This is a genomic window from Psychrobacter sp. ANT206 (genome assembly GCF_056880555.1).
This window is the reverse complement of record NZ_CP096271.1, coordinates 708,686-730,989: the sequence shown is the minus strand read 5'-3', so window position 1 is coordinate 730,989 and position 22,304 is coordinate 708,686. Positions and strand designations below refer to the sequence as shown.

The 22,304-nt window shown below is 44.1% G+C and carries 18 protein-coding genes; 3 read left to right on the top strand and 15 right to left on the bottom strand.

Going from position 1 to position 22,304, the window contains the following annotated elements:
- Window positions 1-9 precede the first annotated feature (9 nt).
- Complete coding sequence (locus M0221_RS03155; RefSeq protein ID WP_483284320.1) at window positions 10-1,287, bottom strand: FAD-dependent monooxygenase; 1,278 nt, start codon at window positions 1,285-1,287, stop codon at window positions 10-12.
- Window positions 1,288-1,388: 101 nt separating this feature from the next.
- A complete protein-coding gene (locus tag M0221_RS03150) occupies window positions 1,389-2,636 on the bottom strand; it encodes an FAD-dependent monooxygenase (protein WP_483284745.1) in 1,248 nt (415 codons plus the stop codon).
- Window positions 2,637-3,370: 734 nt separating this feature from the next.
- Here M0221_RS03150 and M0221_RS03145 point away from each other — a divergent pair.
- On the top strand, window positions 3,371-4,456 hold the full coding sequence (locus tag M0221_RS03145; RefSeq protein WP_483284744.1) for a PhoH family protein: 1,086 nt from the start codon (window positions 3,371-3,373) through the stop codon (window positions 4,454-4,456).
- Between the two features lie 238 nt (window positions 4,457-4,694).
- Window positions 4,695-5,303, top strand: a complete 609-nt coding sequence (gene ybeY / locus M0221_RS03140) for an rRNA maturation RNase YbeY (RefSeq protein WP_483284319.1) — start codon at window positions 4,695-4,697, stop codon at window positions 5,301-5,303.
- Here the strand turns inward: ybeY and M0221_RS03135 are convergent.
- Window positions 5,300-6,175 (bottom strand): mechanosensitive ion channel family protein, encoded by an 876-nt coding sequence (locus tag M0221_RS03135; RefSeq protein ID WP_483284318.1) that lies wholly within the window; start codon window positions 6,173-6,175, stop codon window positions 5,300-5,302. The genes ybeY and M0221_RS03135 overlap by 4 nt on opposite strands.
- An 84-nt stretch (window positions 6,176-6,259) precedes the next feature.
- Window positions 6,260-7,231 (bottom strand): energy transducer TonB, encoded by a 972-nt coding sequence (locus tag M0221_RS03130; protein ID WP_483284317.1) that lies wholly within the window; start codon window positions 7,229-7,231, stop codon window positions 6,260-6,262.
- Window positions 7,232-7,445: 214 nt separating this feature from the next.
- Here M0221_RS03130 and M0221_RS03125 point away from each other — a divergent pair, with 214 nt between their 5' ends.
- Window positions 7,446-8,264 carry a hypothetical protein gene (locus M0221_RS03125; protein WP_149493038.1) on the top strand — a complete coding sequence of 273 codons (819 nt, stop codon included), beginning with the start codon at window positions 7,446-7,448 and terminating at the stop codon, window positions 8,262-8,264.
- A gap of 150 nt (window positions 8,265-8,414) precedes the next feature.
- Here M0221_RS03125 and M0221_RS03120 read toward each other — a convergent pair whose 3' ends face one another.
- The 11 genes from M0221_RS03120 to nuoE all read right to left on the bottom strand — a co-directional run bounded on the left by M0221_RS03120 (window position 8,415) and on the right by nuoE (window position 22,273).
- A complete protein-coding gene (locus tag M0221_RS03120; protein ID WP_483284316.1) occupies window positions 8,415-9,245 on the bottom strand; it encodes a ferredoxin--NADP reductase in 831 nt (276 codons plus the stop codon).
- A gap of 174 nt (window positions 9,246-9,419) precedes the next feature.
- Entirely contained in the window at window positions 9,420-10,898 is a 1,479-nt protein-coding gene (locus M0221_RS03115) for an NADH-quinone oxidoreductase subunit N (RefSeq protein ID WP_483284315.1), read from the bottom strand.
- A 3-nt stretch (window positions 10,899-10,901) separates the two neighbouring features.
- Window positions 10,902-12,527 (bottom strand): NADH-quinone oxidoreductase subunit M, encoded by a 1,626-nt coding sequence (gene nuoM / locus M0221_RS03110; protein ID WP_483284314.1) that lies wholly within the window; start codon window positions 12,525-12,527, stop codon window positions 10,902-10,904.
- 1 nt (window position 12,528) lies between these two features.
- Window positions 12,529-14,403, bottom strand: coding sequence for an NADH-quinone oxidoreductase subunit L (nuoL, locus tag M0221_RS03105; RefSeq protein ID WP_483284313.1), 1,875 nt, complete (start codon window positions 14,401-14,403; stop codon window positions 12,529-12,531).
- 4 nt (window positions 14,404-14,407) lie between these two features.
- Window positions 14,408-14,716: an NADH-quinone oxidoreductase subunit NuoK gene (gene nuoK, locus M0221_RS03100; protein ID WP_041753378.1), complete on the bottom strand. Its 309-nt coding sequence runs from the start codon at window positions 14,714-14,716 to the stop codon at window positions 14,408-14,410.
- A 98-nt stretch (window positions 14,717-14,814) separates the two neighbouring features.
- Complete coding sequence (gene nuoJ / locus M0221_RS03095) at window positions 14,815-15,558, bottom strand: NADH-quinone oxidoreductase subunit J (RefSeq protein WP_483284312.1); 744 nt, start codon at window positions 15,556-15,558, stop codon at window positions 14,815-14,817.
- On the bottom strand, window positions 15,555-16,103 hold the full coding sequence (gene nuoI / locus M0221_RS03090; protein WP_011512931.1) for an NADH-quinone oxidoreductase subunit NuoI: 549 nt from the start codon (window positions 16,101-16,103) through the stop codon (window positions 15,555-15,557). Before nuoI ends, nuoJ begins: the two co-directional genes overlap by 4 nt.
- Window positions 16,104-16,158: 55 nt before the next feature.
- Window positions 16,159-17,154 carry an NADH-quinone oxidoreductase subunit NuoH gene (gene nuoH / locus M0221_RS03085; RefSeq protein ID WP_483284743.1) on the bottom strand — a complete coding sequence of 332 codons (996 nt, stop codon included), beginning with the start codon at window positions 17,152-17,154 and terminating at the stop codon, window positions 16,159-16,161.
- 49 nt (window positions 17,155-17,203) lie between these two features.
- The gene (gene nuoG, locus M0221_RS03080) at window positions 17,204-20,332 is read right to left on the bottom strand and encodes an NADH-quinone oxidoreductase subunit NuoG (RefSeq protein WP_483284311.1); all 3,129 of its coding nucleotides are present in this window, start codon (window positions 20,330-20,332) and stop codon (window positions 17,204-17,206) included.
- Between the two features lie 10 nt (window positions 20,333-20,342).
- Window positions 20,343-21,767, bottom strand: coding sequence for an NADH-quinone oxidoreductase subunit NuoF (nuoF, locus tag M0221_RS03075; RefSeq protein ID WP_011512928.1), 1,425 nt, complete (start codon window positions 21,765-21,767; stop codon window positions 20,343-20,345).
- A complete protein-coding gene (gene nuoE, locus M0221_RS03070) occupies window positions 21,764-22,273 on the bottom strand; it encodes an NADH-quinone oxidoreductase subunit NuoE (RefSeq protein ID WP_011512927.1) in 510 nt (169 codons plus the stop codon). Before nuoE ends, nuoF begins: the two co-directional genes overlap by 4 nt.
- Between the last annotated feature and the right edge of the window lie 31 nt (window positions 22,274-22,304).

Here is a 22,304-nt window from a genome sequence, read left to right as displayed (position 1 = left end):
CGTTAAACCCTAAACCCCACTCGCCTGCTTAGCAAACAGCCGCATCAATGGCTTGATTTTGCTCACGCGGTACATACCTTCATTACGAAGTTGTTGGATAGGACGCAATTGAGCCAGCGAGCCAGCAAACAGCCAGTTAAGCGCAGAGAAGCTGTGCATCATCAGGCTATTATGCGGACGACGCAAGCGCTCATAGCTACGCAAGGTTTGATTGGTACCCCAAAGCGTCCCGCCACTACGGTTATAATCATGCGCCAATTGTTTGCTTAATGCTTTTACATCGAGCATCCCAAGATTGAGCCCTTGCCCAGCAAGCGGATGCACCCCATGCGCCGCGTCACCGATCAATACTAAATTATCCGCAACATAAGTCTTTGCTTGTTGGGCTGCTAACGGAAAGCTGGCGATTGATTCAATTTTGTGGATAGCACCAAGCTCATAATGACTGGCAACAGCGAGTTTATCGGCGATATAGCGCGGGTGTTCCTCTATCAACGCCAATGCTTGATTACGTGGTAATGTCCATACAATCGACTGCCAATGCTGTGGATTCGCTTTGTCTTCATCGGTGATATCAGCGAGCGGCAATAATGCCAGCGTGCCAGTAGGTAGCATGGCTTGGCGAGCAGTTGCTAGATGCGGCTTTTCAGTTTGAATCGCACAACAGATCGCGGTTTGATTATAATCAAGAATATCAAGCTCAATACCTGCTTGCTTGCGCACGAATGAGCCACGACCGTCAGCACCGACCAATAAACGCGCGTCAATCACGCTTCCGTTATCCAAAGTCACGCGGTAGCCTTGCGTTGCACCTAGCCAATCCATATCGACAACCTTTTGTCCGTCGATAACGGTTAGGTATTGACTGACATCAGAGGCAGATAAACGCTGCCATAAGGCATATTCGATAACTGCGGGCTCAACCATACTACCAAGCATTTTCGGCTCAGAATTTTGATTACTATCATCACTATTATTAGTACTATCGCCGAACAGCAGCTCGCCCACACCATTCAATTGCCAAACCTGCATTTGTAAGTAATCAGCTTTACGCTCTGACGCTGCTATTTTTTGCCAAGCGCCAACCTCTTTTAATAATTCAATACTGGCAAGACTTAACGCATAAACACGTGCATCACGTTGACCCAGTATTTGCTGCCAATCTTCCTCGTTACGCTTTGGGCGCGCATCAATGAGTGTCACCGGCTTATTGTCTTGTGCCAGCTTGAGAGCAAGCGTTGCACCGACGATACCGCCGCCGATAATCAGCGTATGGTTATTTTTCATAAAATATCCTTTGTGTCGCTATTTGAATTATCCGCTGATATTTTAATAATTAGCAGCAGTTAGATTTTTGGATTTTGAATTTTTTTAATGGCTTATCAATACTAAGACTTTAGACCCATCGCATAATTGGCAATTAAGGGCTTAATATTTGGTAACTTATCAAAGGCAACCAAAGCGACATTACGTGCCAGCTTCACGGCTGGATTTGGATGCGTAAAGCCATGTACCACTGCATCACAAAAACGAATAACGCGTTTTTGGTCAGTTTGACGGGCTTTTTCATAACGCTTTAGCAATGTAGGATTACCGATGTCTTCGCCTTTTAGTACTTGCGCACTCATCATTTGTGCCAGTACATGAGCGTCACGCATACATAGGTTAAACCCTTGTCCTGCTACTGGATGCAGGGTGTGCGCTGCATTACCCATGATAACGCAGCGACCATCCACTTGTTTATCTGCCAGCACTCGTGTCAATGGATATGCACCACGGCGACCAGCAGTTTTAAACGTGCCTGCACGCTGACCAAAAGCTTGCTGCAAAGTTGCTAAGAAATGCGCGTCATCCTCTAAGTATTGCGTCTCTTCTCCGGTTCGGCAGACCCAAACCACTGAACGTCTATAGCCAGTCTGATATTCGTCATTACCGTCGCCTTCTGGATCCGTTAATGGCAACACTGCCAGTGGTCCAGCAGGACTAAAACGCTCAATCGCATTATGCTCATGTGGTTTGTCCGTTTCTACCACGCCGACGATAGCCGTTTGCTTATAATCATAAGTAGTCGTACCGATATCTAATAACTGACGCACGGTAGAGTCGCGACCATCACAGGCGACCAAAACACTACCCTGCAATTGCTGCTCATGCTCTTCTTCACCGTAGTAGCTAAAACTTAGGGTTACGCTGTCACTTTTCTGGTCAACGGCTATTACATCGGCATTATCAATCAGGGTAATAAGCGGCTCTTGCTGTGCGGCTAGAAGCAACTTTCGTCCAAGCCATGCATTTTCCATCACTTGCCCGAACGACTCAACTTGTTCATCCTTTTTATTGAGTTGCGCACGCCCAAAGCTACCTTGTTCACTAATCTGTACGGCATCGATACGGCAGGCATGGCTTTGTAGTTCATCCCACAGCCCGATCTCTTGATAAATCTGTACCGTACGCCGTGACAATGCCGTATTACGGCTGTCTAAATAGTGGCTGCGATTGCTATCATCTTCAGGACTGATGGTCGGATAGCTGTTCTTCTCGAGCAATGTACTGGCGATACCATGGTTTGCTAGTAGCAACGCAAACGACAAACCGACATGACCGCCACCAGCGATAAGTACCTGCTGCTCAGTCATAGCAGTGTGTTTAATATTGTTAGATTTTGACAGATTTTCTTCAGTAGTTTGTATCATTATTATTCCTATCATTGCCGATTTAGCACGCATTTATACGTGATTATTATTCACTCAAAATTTTATTTTATTGAAAAACCTATTGTTCTTTGAACATATTAAAAAATTTCTAATATAGTAGATGCACCTTTAAAAGAATACAGTGCTACTGGAATTAATTATTCGCAGCCTCTGTCTGCCTAGGCACAGCAAGCAAGAAAAATTAATACCAGTAGCACGTTATAATGTTTGTATTTCTTTCATATAGAACTGACTATAGCGTTATCGCCTAAACAATAGATTACCACAAATTGCCTATTATTCTGTGGTCTTGACGGTATCCGTAGCAGCTATAAAAAATTCTTTCAGTGTGACTGCTGAATGCTTTTATCTATCGTTGCAATCGCCATACAAAAACAAAGCCATGCATACATCTATATAGCTTGAAATTTAAATTCTATCTACCATAATGAAGACAGGAAATTTATTTATTATTCATCAAACTTACTATTCATTAAACTAACAGCTACTTTGCCGTCATTTTCTATTATCTAAAAGCCGTACGCTAAAAGCTATAAACCAAAGTATATAAAGCACGACTAACTATTTTATCTCTGAAGTTCGTCTGACTATGCAGCATAGAAGCAATAATCATAGCAGCGGGCAACCAACACAAGGATAATCGCTTGACTGACTCCATGAGCCGCCGTATAAAATTTGAATCCTTGACCCCAGCACAGCTCAAAACCGTGCTTGGTGAATACAACAATCACATGAAATACATTCAACAACGCCTCGATATTAAAATCAGCCAACGCCAAGGCGACTTCTGTCTAAGTGGCGATATATTGGGTGTCGAGCGCGGCGAACGTATTATTTATAAAATGGTCGATGAAGCACAAAACACCAAAGACATCAGCGCCGAAGAATTGCATCTCATCATTCAATCAAGCCTCGCGCGCGATGAAGATATTGAAGAAGATGCAGCACAGCTAGAGGATAATGAGGAAGACTTAGACGCCCCAAGTGAATTTACGCCTATCAGCTTGCGTACCCGTAATGGCAAAATCATTCCACGCGGTGGCAATCAGCAGCGTTATGTCAGAGATATTTTATCGTCTGATGTGTCGTTTGGGATTGGACCTGCCGGTACTGGTAAAACCTATCTCGCGGTTGCTTGTGCAGTTGATATGATTGAGCGCAATGAGATTGAACGAATTTTGCTCGTACGTCCTGCGGTAGAAGCTGGCGAAAAACTGGGCTTTTTGCCGGGTGATTTGACGCAAAAAATCGATCCATACTTGCGTCCTTTATACGATGCGCTATATGAGATGATTGGGTTTGAGAAAGTCGGTAAGATGATTGAAAAGCAAATCATTGAAATTGCCCCGCTTGCCTATATGCGTGGTCGTACTTTAAATAACTCATTTGTGATCTTGGATGAAGCACAAAATACCACGCCTGAGCAGATGAAGATGTTTTTGACGCGATTAGGTTTTGGTTCGCGCGCGGTCATTACCGGTGACATCACACAGGTAGATTTGCCACGTGGCAGCAAGTCCGGCTTGGCACAAGCGATGGAAATCTTAAGTGGTATTGAAGAGATTCATATCACTAAGTTTGATTCAAAAGACGTCGTACGCCATCAATTGGTACAGAAAATCGTTGAAGCTTATGATGTCTATGATGACGAGCAGTTTGCTTTGCAGGAAAAGCGCAAGTTTGAACGTCTTAAAGAGCAAGATCGCAAACAGATAGTTGCTGATGCAGCAGCCAAACTCTAATCTATCTTGATAGGCGTATATTGGAAGGAAACCGGATTTTATATCCGGTTTTTTACTATTAAGTACTTTGTAAATTGACATATAGTCAAAATACTCTAAAACCGCTACGGTACTGCTGGTATAAATTTTTTGCAGCCTCTGTCTGCATGGGCACAGCAAGCAAGAAAAGTTGATACCAGCAGTACATAATGTGTCGATATTACTTTTCACTGACTATAGAAAATAAAAGGATTAGGGCATGAGCCAAGACAGCAATAGTGATGCTAGCAACAATATTGATGATAATTCTAATGAGAACAATAGCTTAGACGCGCTTGATATCAGTGCCAGTGACAATATTGATGACGAAGTTTTAGATAACTTTTATCATCGTGAGCAGCTGCTGTCTGTGATGATGGCAACGCTTGACTATGTAAACGAGCAGGTAAAAAACGGTCTGATACTGCCATACTTTGACGATATCGATGCTGAGCAGTGGCAAGAGAAGATTAAGGCGCTGGATATTTATATTACGGACGAAGATGAAGGTCGCGAGCTGAATTTAGAAGCCCGTCAAAAGGATTATGCAACCAATATCCTCTCTTATCCAAGCGACCTGCCAGCAGCCATTATTGGACTGATGCCAACGCTACCGCTTGGAGAGCTAATCATTTGCCATGCGGTGATGATACGTGAAGCAGCAGAGCAAAACAAAGAGGCTAGGCAGCATATTAGCCACTTATTAATTCATGGCATACTGCATTTGCTCGGTTTCGATCATGAGCTCGGCCAAGCCGAGCAAGATGAGATGGAGCGCTTTGAGATTGAAATTTTGGCAGGGCTCAATATCCCAAACCCTTATAACTAGTCTTTTTTCGTTAGTAGTTTTTGTGCTTGGTCCATCTGATTAATCATCTGGTCAAGCCCTTTAACATGGACATTACGCTGCGGGAACGGAATATCAATTTTATTATCATCCAGCGCGTATTTAAACTGTTCCAATAGATCGCACTGCATTGACCACCAGTCGTCATTAGTCGTCCAAACGTTTAAAGTTAAATCAACGGAGTTATCGCCCAAGTTGGTGACGCGGATAACCGGTGCAGGATCAATAAACGCCTTAGGATTACTGATTGCCAAATTTAGCATAACATCTTTGGCTGTTTTGATATCAGCATCATAGCCAATACCAACAGTGATATCGACACGGCGATTGGGCAGTGCGGTATAATTAACAACCGCTGAAGTGGTGATATCGCTATTAGGAATGATGACATCATGATTGTTAATCGTCGTTAGATGCGTATTGACCAAGGTAATCTCTGTCACAGTGCCAGTATAGCTGCTTATTTGCACATAATCGCCGCGCACAAAGGGGCGAAAGGTGACAATCATAATGCCCGCTGCAAAATTAGACAGCTGATCTTTCAGTGATAAACCAATCGCAACCGCTGCACCGCCCAAGATAGCCACGACTGAAGTGGTCTGCACGCCAACTTTACTCAAGGCAGCCAAAACGACCACAACCAATAGCACACCGTAAATTAAGCGACCTAAAAAGCTAGCGACCGTCTCATCTAAACGACTACGCAACATCATACCGTGAGCAAATGTGACGGCTTTTTTGGCAAGCCAGCGCCCTATCATAAATATTAGCAGCGCTAATGCCACTTTGGCAGCAATACTCAAAGCGTTATTGGTTAAAGTGGCAACATCAAGGGTAAAACCTAAAAATTCCATATAAACTCTTTACTCTATATCTGGGTGTTATCCATTTACTGTTTTAGTTAATACGTTGAAAATGCAGGACTGCTGTTAACTCTTCTAGTACGTCACCTCTACCGTATCACTATAACGATAGGTACGTATCAGACGCAACTCAACAATGTCTTTCATATCTGCGGTAAATTTACCAAATGGCGCGGCTTGCCTGACTGATTGTTTTGCCGCTTCATCTAAGATAGTTGAATTTGAACTCTCAAGCAAACGGATGGCTTTGATATTACCGTCGTTAGCAATAATTACCATTAAACGTACTTCACCCGTAATATTTTGCGCTCGTGCTTGAGCAGGATATTGAAGGTTGCCAACGCGCTCAACATGCTCACGAAAGGTATTGATATAATCTGCTGCTGCACCATGGGTCGTTGAATTACTGTCCATGGTCACTACTTTTGATTTGGTGGCATAAGTCTGCTGACGCTGGGATAGCTGAGCCTCCAAGGTAGCAATCTGCTTACGTAGGCGCTCTTCTTGCACCCTCATATCGTCTTGCGCTTGCTTACTATCATTGTCAGACTCTACGCTTGCATGACGCCAGCTTAGTGTGGTGCGTAAGTAGCTTTCTTGATAATGCTGCTGGCGTACTTGCCGCTGCAAGCGAATCACGTCTTGCGTCTCACTCATTTGCTCAGCCGATAACGGGCTGCTTTGGTCGGTCTCTTGACGCAATTGCTCTTTTACCGTACCGCCGCCTTGTTGCGAGGCATTGGCAATAAATTGCGCACCTTCATTTGGCTGCATATTATCCGTTAGGGCTTTAGCAACGTCTTGCATCAATCCGGCAGGATCTTGCCCCATCGAAAAACTGATACCGAAAATAATCAACGCATGCACGCTAATGGCAATAACAATCGCCATCGGCAAGCTGATATCACGTTTTGGTGCTTGCGCTGAAAAATGGTAGCTTTGTGAGTCTTTAATATACACCGCAGTCAGTCTCAGCTTATGAATATAAAGGCGGTCATCAATAAACGTGGTAATATCCATATCTATTGCCCATGCCGGCGCCATCATAACATGACATAGAATTGTCTCGCTAGCACAACCGTATACCGTAAATTCACAGTAGCTTCTCAACAATTTATCATTGCTTACAGTGAGAGGTATGCTCTAACTTGTACTCATCGCATTTGATATAGAAAATAAAGGTATGCTGATGAGTAATAGACGTTCATTTTGCCCGCCTCGTTTTTGATATATACTGTTTGGTATCGGTCACGCTTTTATAATGATAAGGATAATAAGTTTGAGTAGCTTTAATAACATGAGTGACAATGTCGATCATTCAGACAACTTTGATGACTTTTTCGAGAATCTCGGCTACCGCTTTGATGAATCATTCAGCGATGGTTGGGATCGCCTGACCCAATCTATTAAAGACTTATACAACCGTACAACCGATAAGCTAGAAGATGAGCTGGCGCTACCGCTAACACAAGCCTACGTCAATGATGCGCTAAAAACCTATGTCACGGATAATGTCAAAGCCATCTTAGAGCTGCGTGTTGAGATACACGAAGATTGGTTTCGCTTATACTGCACGGTCGATGCAGGTGGCATTTATGCAGAGGTCGCGAGTAACTTTCGTCTGGTACATGCTCAGCTCGATCGCAATGTACAGCGCTTTGTCTTTGGGCAACTGACCTATACCGATATCCTAAATTTGCGCTGTGAGTCCTTTCTGAAGCGTCAAGGTATCAAACTATTTATTTGGTTTTACCACCGTATCCTGAAAAAAGACCCGTTGGGTTTTATCCTATCTTATATCGATATTGCACGCGCCAAAAACGAGATTATCTATATTGATATTAATCGTTGGCTGAAGAGTAATAAGAAAATTATCGGCATGTTACATAAGGCACAAGTTAACTATGGTGAGCTTGAAGAAGAACAATTGATTTTGAAAGCGCAGATTAATTATCGCGATTTATTATCCTCAAATAGCAACGAAGATATTATCAGCGAAAAAGACGAGCCAGTACAAGTACAAGGTCCTGTCCATCCACTAGATACAGAAAATGTAGCAAATGTGGCGAGCCAAGTTTAGAATATCCTACGCTATCAGCTCTTATTACTTTGCTATCTTATAACTGTCAATTATTATAAAAAATGCTGTATCTTGCCAGACGAGAGTCTTCAAGATACAGCATTTTTCTTTTGCTAAAAGCTTTAGATTAGATGATAAGAAATAACAGTTTTACCAGTAGTTTTCTACCGCAATATTGCCTTCTCCGCGGCGATTCATCACCAGTTCTAAGCTCTTTAACGTCTCTTTGGTATCTTCTACCATATCTGGGTTGCCGCAGAGCATAACGTGCGTGCTATCGACATCTAAAGCAATGCCTGCGCGCTCTTGTAGCGTTCCATCTAGTAGCAATTTTGGCAGGCGCTCTGTCAGTGCACCTTCGATAGGCTCACGAGTAACAACTGGTATAAAGATTAATTTTGCAGGATTATCAACCAAGGAGCCAAAGTCTTCTTGCAGACTTTTTATCTTATCAACGTACGCCAACTCTTCTATCGAGCGCGCGCTATATGCGAGGATAATATGCTCGTAATCTTCCCAAGTCTTTAAATCTTGCAGCATCGATAAGAAAGGCGCAAGACCAGTGCCCGTAGCCAGCAGCCATAAATCTTTTGGTAATGGCTTTTGATAACGCGCCAATGTTAAAAAGCCAAATGGCATTGTATTAAGCAGCAGCTCATCGCCTACTTCTAAGTGTTGCAACTGCGAGGTAAATGCACCATTAGGAATGACAATAGAGAAAAACTCTAATACCTCATCAAAGGGAGACGAAACAATTGAATAAGCGCGAAAAATATCTTCGTTTAGTGCTTCATTAGCGACATCATTGCCTGCTTCGCCTTGCTGCTTATAGTAGTTTAAATGACTGGGATTAACACCCAAACGTACAAATTGCCCAGCCGTAAATTTAAAGCTATCCGGACGGCTGACAGTAAAGCTAAATAAATTTGGCGTCCAAGTGGTTTTGCTTAGCACTGTTACGGTTTGAATATTGTCGCTCATAGTCATAAATCACTTATATTTTATTAACATTTATTTTTATAAAATTTAAACAACATAAAAAAAGATGCGCCAAGCTTATCACAAAGCGGGCGCATCTTGTTTTTCGAACCGTAACAATCAATAAGCAGTAGTATGGATATAGCACTACTTATTTCAGCTTTTTACTTTTTAGGCTTACCAAATACGTGCCAAACTTGCCCATTCAATCATACTGTTTGGTAATACGCCAAAGAACAAGATGATCGCCGTGACTGCAATGACCATGATACCACCAGTACGTAGACCCCACTGTTTTGAGACGTCAAATTCAATAAACTGTTTTGGACGCTTAAATAGTGTGAGCAAGACGCGCAAGTAATAGAACAAGCCAATCGCACTACCGAGGATAATCATCGCTGCCAAGAACCAATTGGTCCCTTGTACTGCAGCAAGAATCGCAAACAGCTTCGTGATAAAGCCTGCGGTTAATGGAATGCCCGCTAGAGATAGCATCATGATAGTCATAACACCAGTCAATACCGGACGTCTCCAGAACAATCCTTGATAATGAATCAATTGATCGGCTTCACCAGATAAGCGATAAGGGCTAGACATCAAGGTCACGACACCAAAGGCACCAATAGAGGTAAAGGCATAAATCGCCATATACATGCTAGAGATACTATCAGCAGCAGAACCAATGCTCACGATTACGATTAGCACATAGCCCATATGGGCAATCGATGAATAACCAAGTAAACGTTTGAGACTGGTTTGGCGTACTGCCAGTAAGTTACCTAGCAAAATAGATAAAGTTGCCATGACCATAAGCAGCATCTGTACCGATGGCAATGCCAATAATGAGGTATCAATTAAAAATCGTACTGCCAATGCCATCATCGCTACTTTTGATACCGAGGCCAGATAAGTCGCGATAGGTGCAGGGGCGCCTTCATAGACATCAGGTGTCCAGATATGAAAGGGCGCGGCAGAAAGTTTAAAGGCGATACCAAACATCATCATCGCTGCCCCTAAGATTAACAGCGGCGATTCAAACGTATCTGTCAATGTTAAGCTAATAGGCTTAAATGCCAGTGAGCCAACTTCTGCATAGATAAATGCCATACCCATCAGCAGCGTTGCTGATGCAGTCGCTGATAGCACTAAGTATTTCAGCCCTGACTCAAGCGAGCGGGTGCGCATATAGGTATAGGACAGCATGCCATATAGCGGTATCGATAGCATCTCAAGGCTCATAAAGAATGATGCCAAATGCTGGGCGCAAACCATAAGCAGTGCACCAATCGTCGATAGCAACATGAGCAAATACAGCTCTTCTTTATTATCGTTGAGGTTTGCTAAATACGCATAAGACAACGTACAACAAGCCAATGCACAGATAAAAATAATCACCATATTAAACTGAGCAAAATTATCAATTACAAACAACTGCTCAGCCGCTGGCACAAGCGTTCCACTATCGACTATACCTGCCATTTGCCCAAGCAAGATAAACAGACCAATATTGAGACCGATGACCGAAATTGTACCCGTCACCATATGTGAGCGCTTTATAGTGATGGCAATCATCACCGCCAATACCGTAATCACTACCGCAATGATTGGTGCATAAGGCAATAGCCCCATCAAATCATTCATCGTAAAATCGTTCATGACTTAACGTGCCTCCATTGCATCAAGCAGCTGCGAAGCATCTACTTGGGTTACTTGACTATATATATAAGCGTTATTAATCCATTGCATCGCATGACTTGAGGTATCAAGGAACGGCTGTGGATACAGTCCGAGCCAGACCAAGCCTGCAGCAAGCATCAATAGTAACGATAGCTCACGCTTACCCAAATCTTTTAACGGACGCGTCGGCAGACCATGCGATTTGGTTTCTTTTAATGCCACTTCTTTAATGTTGTTGATACCAAATAGCGCTTTATGAATTAATATGAGTGAGTATAAACCTGCCAATACTAAGCTAAAGGTTGCTAAGACTACAAACACAGGATACTGAGCAAAGGCACCAAACAAGATCAAGAATTCACCGATAAAGTTACCCGTACCCGGAATACCAAGTAAGGCCGCACAGAAGAACATCAGTATCGGCGCGTAATAACGGAACTGACCCCACATACCGCCCATCAGGGTCAAATCGCGCGTATGTAAGCGCTCATATAACTGCCCTGCCATAATAAACAGCGCTGCGGAGCTTAGACCATGTGCCAGCATTTGAATCATTAAACCTTGTAAGCTAAGTAATGTTCCGGCATAAATTGCCAAAACTACAAAGCCCATATGCGAGATACTGGTATAAGCAAGCAGACGCTTCATATCGGTTTGCATAAAGGCAAGCCATGCGCCATAGAAGATACCAATCGTACCCAAGGTCATAGCAATCGGAGCAAAATCTTGTGATGCAGCTGGGAACAATGGCAGGACAAAACGAATCAAACCATAAGCAGCCGTCTTAATCAAAACCCCTGCCAAATCCACCGAACCTGCCGTTGGTGCTTGCGCATGCGCATCTGGCAACCAGCCGTGGAACGGGATAATCGGCAACTTAACGGCAAAGCCAATAAAGAAGCACAGCATGATCGGATATTCCCAGCCGCCAAGTGACGTACCGAGTAAATCATTATAGTTAAAGCTGACCACGCCTTTTTGGGCGTAGCTGATAATGACCAATATCAAAATACCGACCAGCATGATAAGACCAGACGCTTGGGTATAAATAAAGAACTTAGTTGCTGCGTATTCTTTGGTTTTACCAACGACGTCATGACCCCAAATCGCGATCAAGAAGTAGATTGGAACCAGCATCATCTCCCAAAAGAAGAAGAATAAGAACATATCAATGGCTAAGAAAACACCGATGACGCCGCCCAAACTCCACAGCAAGTTCAAATGGAAGAAACCAACACGTCGCTGAATCTCATTCCACGAACAAGCAACTGCGGCAACACCAAGCAGACCTGTTAATGCAACCATCATTAGCGATAAACCATCTAACGCCAAATGAAAGCTGATACCAAAACTCGGTATCCAAGGCACACTAAATTCAGCGACCCAAGGCACATTTGCGTCTGGTGCAATGACTTGCTGACTCATGCCACTAAAGTCACCCTGCTGCCAAAGTACCAATGACAAAGCAAAGGTCAACGTCATACCAAGCAAAGCAATCCAGCGCGGCAAGCGTTTATTAAAGCGTTCAACTAGCCAGCATAGCAATCCTGCAATAAAAGGAATGGCGATTAATGCTGGTAGCATCCACGTTTGTTGTAACTCAATCATCTTATACCACCGTCATCATTACCAGCACGAGTAATACAGCCATACCCAAGCCAAAGCTTGCAGCATAACCTCGAAGTGACCCTGTTTGCGTCGCAGACAATACCTTATTACCTGCTGATGCCAGCTTAGGTAATAACAGCCACGTTTTATCGATAGGGTCGGCTTTAAATAAGCGGCCGATGAACAAAAAGGGTTTTACAAAAACTATATCGTATAGCGCGTCAAAGCCCATACCGTGATAGCACCAATGATATAGCGCCCCACCGATACGCGTGCGCTTAAAGCTGGTCAGCAGTCGACCTTTATTAACGACATATAATAGCACCGCTAATACCAAGCCTGCTGCCATCGCACCCATGGCAATAAACTCAGCCGTATGCTTACCATGCGCTTGACCAGCCACTTCTAATAAGTGCCCAACACTTTCTGGCAATACGCCTTGCAATGGCGGGGTAATAAATGCACCCACTGCCGTAGATAATACGAGCAACACACTAAGCGGCAGCCAATATGACACACCAGATAATTTATGTGCATGCGTTTTCTCTTCACCAAAGAAGATAATCCAAATCATACGGAAGGTATAAATCGCGGTTAAGAAAGCACCGAATACGCCCATATAGAATAAAACCATATGACCGGTTGCATAACTTTCCCACAGAATGGCTTCTTTAGAATAAAAACCAACGGTGACCCAAGGTATCGCGGCAAGTGCACCGCCACCGACGATATAGCACCAAAATACTAACGGAATCTTTTTACGTAAGCCGCCCATCTTAAAGATGTTTTGCTCATGATGTACCGCAAGAATGACCGCACCTGATGACAAGAATAACAACGCTTTAAAGAAAGCATGGGTCATCAAATGGAAGATAGCACCTTGCCATGCTCCAACGCCGAGTGCTAAGAACATATAGCCAATTTGGCTCATGGTCGAATAAGCAAGGATACGCTTGATGTCCGTTTGTGCCAACGCACAGAATCCTGCAATAACCAGCGTTAATGCGCCCACTGCCCCAACCCAGTACAATAGTACGCCAGGTGTTAATATAAATAACGGATGTAAACGCGCAATCAGATAAACACCAGCGGTAACCATCGTCGCTGCGTGAATCAATGCCGATACTGGCGTTGGACCTGCCATTGCATCAGCCAGCCATGTATGTAATGGTAGCTGCGCTGATTTACCCATCGCCCCACCAACCAACATCATGGTAGTTAGAATCATGGTTGGATTATTGATATCAAATACTTCCGGGGCACGGGTAATAATCTCTTGAATATTAAGCGTACCAAATTCGCGGAATAATAAAAACAAACCAAATGCTAAGAATACATCACCAACACGGGTCACGGTAAAGGCTTTTATCGCCGCACGACCATTCGCACGGTCATGGTAGTAAAAACCAATCAGCAAGTAAGAACAGATACCGACGCCTTCCCAGCCAAGATATAGCAAGAACAAGTTATCCGCCAATACCAGCAATAACATGCTAGCGACGAATAAGTTCATATAGCTAAAGAAGCGCGCAAAGCCTGTTTCACCTTTCATATACCATGCGGCAAACAGATGAATCAAAAAGCCGATACCGGTAATGACACCCGTCATCGTCAATGCTAACCCATCAAAGCTTAAGCCAAAATTTGGCGCAAAATCACCGACTTGGAACCATGTCCAGAGTGGAATCTCTACAACAGTTCCAGCTGGATACGTCGTTAAAAAGGTATAGCTGACGATCAGCGTACATAGCGCTGATAGCAGCATACTACCGACACCAACAATCGCTGCCACCTGCTGGCTTAATTTATCGCGCATAAAGGCTAGAATCAAAAAGCCAACGAGCGGGAATATAAAGGTTAATGGTAATAAACTCATGACATCATCCTTTCATCTCATTGGCGCTGTCGACATCAAGATGCCCACGCTGATGATAAAAACGCAATAATATTGCTAAACCAATAGCGGCCTCTGCTGCTGCTAAGGTCAAGATAAAGATAAACATAATCTGTCCATCTGGATCGACCCAACGACTACCTGCTACCACAAATGCTAGTGCCGCCGCATTCATCATGATCTCAAGGCTCATTAGCATAAATAGAAAATTACGCCGTACCATAACACCGCACAGACCAATCGCAAATAAAATACCTGCCAAGATTAGTCCATGGCTCATGGGTATCAGACCCAGTACATTTTGCGCCTCAGCAACTGGCTGCACTAAGCCTGCTACTTCATGGGCAAACGGCACATTGGTAATATCTTGTGCCACGCTTGCTGCTAGTACCATCAGTCTGACTCCTTGCGCGTGACTTTCTTCATACCGTTCTGCGTACCTGCTTTCATACCGACCTTCATGCCCACATAGTCATGCGGGTCGATATCTTTATATTCGTATGGTTTTGCCATCTTTACTACATCGTTATTGGTGTGCATGCTGTCATTTTCGTACAGCTCAATACTACCGATATTTGGATTGGCTACTAGGCTATCATTACCGATAATCTCATCATCGATAGCTTCTTTACCTAAATGATAAGCTGCAACTAAGGCCGCGAGTAGTAGCAATGCTGCTACTTCTATCAACATAATATATTTGGTAAATAACACCGTACCCACTGCTTTGGCTGAAATCGTAGTACCGCCAATCGGAGCTGCTTCGTTATGATTAAGACCAATCATTGCATACAGCACAACTGCGATAATAATCGTCAAGCCCGTCGGTATCGCCCAAGTGCCGGCATCAAGCCAACGCTCTTCTCGCTCATCATTACGCATGCCTAAATTCAGCATCATAATCACGAAGACGAACAGCACCATAATGGCACCCGCGTAAACGACAATTTCAAGTGCGCCAGCAAACGGGGCACCTATCACAAAAAATATGCCAGCGATTGCCAGCAATGACACAATCATCGATAAAATAGCATGCACTGGATTGGCTTGAGTTACCACGCGCAAACTGGCAAATATTGCTACCGCTGCTAATGAGTAAAACCCTGCCAATTCAGGATTATTTAAAATATTCATCATGGTAGCAAGCTCCTTAGATCAATCGGTGCCGCTTCATTTTGCGCCGCGCCTTTTGGTTTATCTGCTACCGCCATACCCGTCACGCGATAATAGTTATAATCGGGATATTTACCCGGTCCTGAAATCAGCAAATGCTCTTTTTCGTAGACCAAGTCTTGACGGACGTATTCGCCCATCTCAAAATCAGGAGTCATCTGAATAGCTGTTGTAGGACAAGCTTCTTCACACAAGCCACAAAAAATACAACGTGAAAAGTTAATACGGAAGAACTCTGGATACCAGCGTCCATCTTCACGTTCCGCTTTTTGCAGGGAGATACAACCAACTGGACATGCCACAGCGCACAAGTTACAAGCAACGCAGCGCTCATCGCCGTCAGGGTCACGCGACAAGATAATACGTCCACGAAAACGTGGCGGCACTGGTACTGGCACCTCAGGATAAAGAATGGTGTCGCGTGGTCTGAGCGCATGACTATTGACCATCCACATGCTGCGGACAATGGTAAATAGTCCAATGACGGTCTTTTTTATCGTAGTAAACATGGGATTATTATCCTTCTCAGCTTTACCCTAGTTCATCAGTGATGGCTAGTGATGATTACAACATTGGGGAAAAAATCAAAATGACTGCAGCAGTAACCAATAGATTAATCAAGGTTACGGGCAGGCAGACTTTCCAGCCAAAGTTCATCACCTGATCATAGCGCGGACGCATCAGTGAGCCTCGAGCCAAAACAAACATAGTCATAAAGAAAAGCGTCTTAATCATGAACCAAAAAGCTGGTGGAATAAACGGAATATCTAAATTAAAAGGTGCCAACCAACCACCAAAGAATAAGCAGGTCATTAGAGCAGAAATCAATACAACATTGACGTATTCGCCAATAAAGAACATACCGAACTTCATGCCGGAATATTCAACGTGATACCCTTCAGCAAGCTCTTGCTCAGCTTCTGGTTGGTCAAATGGATGTCTATGCGTGACCGCAACACCTGCAACGACAAAGGTTAAGAAGCCAAAGAACTGCGGGATGATATACCAACCATCAGCCTGCGCTTCAACAATCGCACGTAAGTTAAATGAGCCAGTCAAGGCAACAACGCCCATCAACGACAAGCCTAAGAACACTTCATAACTGATGGTTTGCGCGGCTGAACGTAAGCCACCAAGTAATGAGAATTTATTGGCTGATGCCCAACCACCGAACAGTACTGCATAGACTGCAATACCAGCCATGGCAAAAAAGAACAAAATACCAATATCCCAATCAGCAACGCCAAGGGTTGGTGAGATAGGAATAATGGCAAATGAAGCCAGAGCGGTAAACATGGCAACCGCAGGCGCCAAAGTAAACATAAACTTATCGGTAAAATTTGGCGTCCAATCTTCTTTAAAGAAGATTTTGAGCATATCGGCGACTAATTGCAACGAACCGAACGGACCGACACGGTTTGGACCATAACGGTCTTGCCAGAGTGCTAGCATCCGGCGCTCATAGATAATCATCATTGCCGCGACAATGACGACGACTAAAAAGATAACCAGCGATTGTACGACCATAAAAAGTATGGACCAAGTATCAAAGGTCATCATACTTGCCAAAAAACTTGGCACATCAGGGATAATACGAGTTACTTGCATATTACACCTCCTGTGTGGTGGTCGGCGCTGTGCTTACTGGCGCTGCGCGGTTATTGTTATCTTCAAAGCTATTTAAAGCACTGCCATTTTCAGAATTGCCAATAGCGTCATTAGCCAAGCCGCCCATCATCGTAATAGGTGCATCGACTTTACGTACTGACGCTGGCATCGATGGATGAATAATGCTCACCTGACCGACAGGATAACCGATACAACCTTCGGCTAAATAACCAACAAGCTCTACTGGCAGCGTGATTTGCTGTTTATCAATCTCAATCGCTAGATAATCACCAGCCACGATATTCCAATCTTTTGCGTCATCAATCCCTATACGCCATGAGGCGACAGGTAATTGCTCAGCTACCACTGGGCTACGCGATGCCATCATTGAGCTGGCATAAATGTTATAAATAGGCACCAGTTTTGCCTGCCCTTGCTGCATATCCGTCGTAGCTACTGAGCTAACTTCTGGCGCAACATATTGGCGCGTAGCTAAACGCTCTAACTGATCGAACAAGCGTACGCCCGGATCACCATTTCTGAGACTACCACCGACTTTATCTTGATATTTATTCCAAGCTTGCGGTGAGTTCCAACCGGCAGATTGCGCAAAAGGAATCATAGAGCTCGGGGTTTGTTTGCCGCTATAGCCTTCCATTGAAAAGGTTAAACCGGTATCCAAATCTTTTGGCTGCATTGGTTCATGTACAGAGACAGGCGCGCGCATAGAAGTACGACCTGAGTAACGACGTGGCTGACGGGCAATTTTTAGACCCGTCATCCGGTAATCAGCATCGGGTGCAGCTTCTTTGATACCAGCAAGCTTAGGATGGGTCGCTATCAAAGCATTGATGACATCGTCAAGCTGCGTCCAATCGACATCGCGTCCTTCTAAGCTGCTGTGCACAGCATGCAACCAGCGCCAGCCTTCTTTGATACTACTAAGCGGATGATAATAGTCATTATCATAAACTTGGAAGAAGCGCTGCGCACGACCTTCGGCAGAAATAAGCGTGCCGTCTGCTTCAGCAAAAGTGGCTGCTGGCAATACAATATCGACGTCTTTGTGCCAATCGAGTAATTGATGATCTAACGCAATGACGGTTTTATCAGTCAATAGCTGTGTTAATTTATTCGCATCAATAGCATCAGTCAGCTGATTTTCAGCGACTATCACCACATCAAAATCAGTCGCCAGCAATTCTTCAACTGAATGACCACCGAGTAAACAAACACCGATACTATTAGCATCTGTCACTGCTAAATAGATACCCGCTTGGGCATGATACTTTTTATTGACTTCTTTTAGCTCAAGTTTAGTTGCTGGCTGACGTTCAACATCGTCTTGTGCTTCAGTATTAACGCCCGTTTCAGGCTTATTTGGCTTGGCAGACAGGTCTTTGTCTTCTGTTTGCTGCGCCGTTGTTGTTTGTGCTTGCGCTTCAGCTGCTGCAACTTTGGCATTATGTGTCTTAACTTCATACTGCTCAGTTGCTTTGATCGCTGCACGCTTTTGGCTTAATGCTTGAGTGATTTGCGCAGCTGCTTCTATCAAGGCAATAGACGATAAGCTGCTACCAGAGACAACCAATGGCTTATCTGCTTGGATCAAGTCATAAGCGATTTGCTGTGCCAGCGCTTGCATAGGATCAGCGCCAATATTGGCATTAGTATCTTTTTCAGCTTTTTGCGGATCGAATATTTTTGCTAAATTATCGTCAAATTTAGCAATTTCATCCGCAACTTTAAAACCAAGTTTAGTGATGTCTTCAGGAGTCGCTACGACACTAACTTTACTGATATCTTCAAGTTTGGTTTGAGTTACATCAATGACATATACTGGGCTTTGTGCACCTTGAGCAATACGTTTGACTGGCTCAGCCAACCATGACTGTGTTTTGGTAGCAGCCGCCATTTTTATGGCTTCATTTTTCGCCGCTTGACGGATAGAGAGTGCCACACGTGATGACGTTTGAGTGATATCTTCACCCAAAATCAGTACCGCATCATGGCTTTCAATATCGGTCATACCTGGGTTATAAATACCCTCAGTACTCAAGACTTCAATACATTTATTGACCAATGCTTGCTGCTGATGATTAAGACCCGTTGAAAAATTATCAAAACCAACGAGGTTCTTAAGCGCAAAGTTGGTCTCTAAACTGGCACGTGGCGAACCAATACCAATGACTTTTTTGTCTTTAATACGCTTAATAGTTTCATCAAGAGCATAGTCAATATTGATTTTGACGTGTTTATCATTGATACGTTCAAGCGCTTGGGTTGGACGATCTTCACGATTGACATAGCCATAACCAAAACGACCACGGTCACATAAGAAGTAACGATTTACTTCACCGTTATAGCGGTTTTCGATACGGCGTAATTCACCATAACGCTCACCGGCAGAGATATTACAACCTGCCGAACAACCATGACAGATGCTTGGTGCATACTGCATATCCCACTTACGGTTATAACGATCTGAATGCGTCTTATCGGTAAATACACCTGTTGGACAGACTTCGGTCAAGTTACCAGAGAACTCGCTTTCGAATTGACCATCTTTATCACGACCAAAATAAACACGCTCGTTTGAGCCATAAACACCCAAATCTTCACCGCCCGCATAGTCTTTATAAAAACGGACGCAGCGATAGCAAGCGATACAACGATTCATCTCATGCGCGATAAACGGACCAAGCTCTTGATTGTGATGGGTGCGTTTGGTAAAGCGGTAGCGACGACGATGATGACCTGACATATAGGTCATATCCTGCAAATGACAATGTCCACCCTCTTCACAGGTTGGGCAGTCATGCGGATGGTTAATCATCAACAGCTCAACCATCGACTTACGGAACGCCTTCGCTTCATCATCAGTCACTGAGATGTACATATCATCGCCTGGGGCGACCATACAGGACATCACAAGGCGACCGCGACCTGCTTCCATGTCTTCTTTGGTCATATATTGCTTAACCGCGCACTGACGGCAAGAGCCTACTGAACCAAGGGCTGGGTGATAACAAAAATACGGCACATCAATGCCGAGGGACAAGCATGCTTGTAGCAAGTTGTCCGCGCTATCTACTTCGACAGTGGTTCCATCAATATGTATGACTGCCATGCCGCTCTCCTTATTTCACATCTAGCTGTTGATTGGCTGCAGCCTCAATGACATCTTCACCAACCGCCTGTGCAATCTTTTGATCAAACTCAGGACGGAAATATTTAATTGCACTCATCAGTGGTTCCATCGCACCGGGGGCATGCGCGCAAAAGGTTTTACCGATCCATAAGTCACGGGTTAAACCTTCTAGCTTTTCAACATCGCCAATCTGCCCTTCGCCATCATTGATAGCGGTAAGGATTTTGACGCCCCACGGCAAACCATCACGGCATGGCGTACACCAACCACACGATTCGCGCTGAAAGAAAATCTCAAGATTACGTACCAATGGCACCATATCTTGTTCTTCGTCAACGACCATAAGCAGACCCGTACCCATACGGCTACCCGCTTTTTGGATAGTGTCAAAATCAACGACAGTATCTAAGTGTTCAGCGGTTAAAAAATCCGTTGATGCGCCGCCTGGTAACCAAGCCTTAAGTGTGCGACCTTCCTGCATACCACCGGCGAAATCTTCGATGATTTCGCGCGCCGTATAACCAAAAGGTAATTCCCAAAGACCGGGATCATTGACCAAACCAGAACAGCCAAATAGCTTCGTACCGGGGGTTTCGACTACACCTTTGGCTTTTGGCAGGTCTTGATACCACTTGCTACCATGTAGGATAATCGCTGAAACGTTATGTAAAGTTTCAACGTTATTAACCACGGTTGGTCGACCCCATGCACCAGCTACTTGTGGAAATGGTGGTTTGGTACGCGGATTGGCACGGCGACCTTCTAAGCAGTTAATCAATGCCGTTTCTTCACCGCAAATATAACGACCAGCACCCGTATGCACATGTAAATCAAAACTAAAATCTGAGCCTAAAATATTATCGCCGACTAGATTATTGGCTTTTAATTCTTCGATCGCTGCCGTTAAACGCTCCGCAGCTAAGATATATTCACCACGGATAAAGATATAACCGGCTGTTGCACCAATCGCATAGGCAGAAATAAGCATGCCTTCAATAAGCTGAAGCGGCAAACGCTCCATGAGCAAACGGTCTTTAAACGTACCCGGCTCCATCTCATCAGCATTACAGACTAGATAGCGTGGACCGCCATCTGGCGGTGCCATTAGCGACCATTTAATACCTGCTGGAAAACCTGCACCGCCGCGACCTTTTACCACCGCTTCTTTAATAGTATTTAACGTATCATCTGGCGATTGGTTTAACGCTATCTTTAACGCTTCAAAACCACGTAATGATTCATAAGTAGCCAAATCAAGCACGGCATCATGATGCGCTAAGCGCCAGGTCAGTGGTTTGGTTTCACTGGTAGCAGTCGCTCTATCGCCATAGATAGGAATGCGCTGTTCATTAAGTTGGCTTGGCGCTTTGCCTTGATTACGAAGAGCAATCTGCTCTGAAACAGTTAATCTCATGCGTATAGCTCCAACAATTGGGCGACTTCTTCAGGCTGGACAGGACCATAGGTATCTTCATCAATCAATACCGCAGGACCTTTGTCACAGTTACCTAAACAGCAAATCGGCAATAGCGTAAAACGACCATCAGCAGTGGTTTGACCATAGTTGATGCCCAGCTGCGACTTTAATTCAGCTGCCAGTGCTTCATAGCCTGTTAAATAACAAGCCACCGAATCACAAACAAGGATGACATGACGACCAACTGGCTGACGATAGATACGGTTAAAGAAGGTTGCCACCCCATCCATATCGGTCATAGGTACATTTAAAATATTAGCAATCGCATTCACTTGCGCATCATCAACCCAGCCGTTACGCTTTTGCACGATTTTTAGCGAATCTAAAGACGCTGCTCGTGGATGCGGATAATGATGCATAAACTCATGAATAGCCGCAATTTCTTCTGCAGTTAAGATACTTGCCACATCTACTTTTGGCATTTTATCGGAAACAATTTTCATAATCTTTTTCTTTCCTCACTCAGCCCACTGT

Excerpts from the sequence above, each read along its gene's own strand:
- M0221_RS03130 (WP_483284317.1), bottom strand. The coding sequence starts at position 7,231 with ATGATGGCGCCGGCATGGGCAATAGATATGGATATTACCACGTTTATT.
- M0221_RS03135 (WP_483284318.1), bottom strand. The coding sequence starts at position 6,175 with ATGGAATTTTTAGGTTTTACCCTTGATGTTGCCACTTTAACCAATAAC.
- M0221_RS03150 (WP_483284745.1), bottom strand. The coding sequence starts at position 2,636 with ATGACTGAGCAGCAGGTACTTATCGCTGGTGGCGGTCATGTCGGTTTG.
- M0221_RS03115 (WP_483284315.1), bottom strand. The coding sequence starts at position 10,898 with ATGAACGATTTTACGATGAATGATTTGATGGGGCTATTGCCTTATGCA.
- nuoG (WP_483284311.1), bottom strand. The coding sequence starts at position 20,332 with ATGGCAGTCATACATATTGATGGAACCACTGTCGAAGTAGATAGCGCG.
- ybeY (WP_483284319.1), top strand. The coding sequence starts at position 4,695 with ATGAGCCAAGACAGCAATAGTGATGCTAGCAACAATATTGATGATAAT.
- M0221_RS03145 (WP_483284744.1), top strand. The coding sequence starts at position 3,371 with ATGAGCCGCCGTATAAAATTTGAATCCTTGACCCCAGCACAGCTCAAA.
- nuoJ (WP_483284312.1), bottom strand. The coding sequence starts at position 15,558 with ATGATGAATATTTTAAATAATCCTGAATTGGCAGGGTTTTACTCATTA.
- nuoL (WP_483284313.1), bottom strand. The coding sequence starts at position 14,403 with ATGAGTTTATTACCATTAACCTTTATATTCCCGCTCGTTGGCTTTTTG.
- nuoF (WP_011512928.1), bottom strand. The coding sequence starts at position 21,767 with ATGAGATTAACTGTTTCAGAGCAGATTGCTCTTCGTAATCAAGGCAAA.
- nuoM (WP_483284314.1), bottom strand. The coding sequence starts at position 12,527 with ATGATTGAGTTACAACAAACGTGGATGCTACCAGCATTAATCGCCATT.
- nuoH (WP_483284743.1), bottom strand. The coding sequence starts at position 17,154 with ATGATGACCTTTGATACTTGGTCCATACTTTTTATGGTCGTACAATCG.
- M0221_RS03120 (WP_483284316.1), bottom strand. The coding sequence starts at position 9,245 with ATGAGCGACAATATTCAAACCGTAACAGTGCTAAGCAAAACCACTTGG.
- nuoI (WP_011512931.1), bottom strand. The coding sequence starts at position 16,103 with ATGTTTACTACGATAAAAAAGACCGTCATTGGACTATTTACCATTGTC.
- M0221_RS03125 (WP_149493038.1), top strand. The coding sequence starts at position 7,446 with ATGATAAGGATAATAAGTTTGAGTAGCTTTAATAACATGAGTGACAAT.
- M0221_RS03155 (WP_483284320.1), bottom strand. The coding sequence starts at position 1,287 with ATGAAAAATAACCATACGCTGATTATCGGCGGCGGTATCGTCGGTGCA.
- nuoE (WP_011512927.1), bottom strand. The coding sequence starts at position 22,273 with ATGAAAATTGTTTCCGATAAAATGCCAAAAGTAGATGTGGCAAGTATC.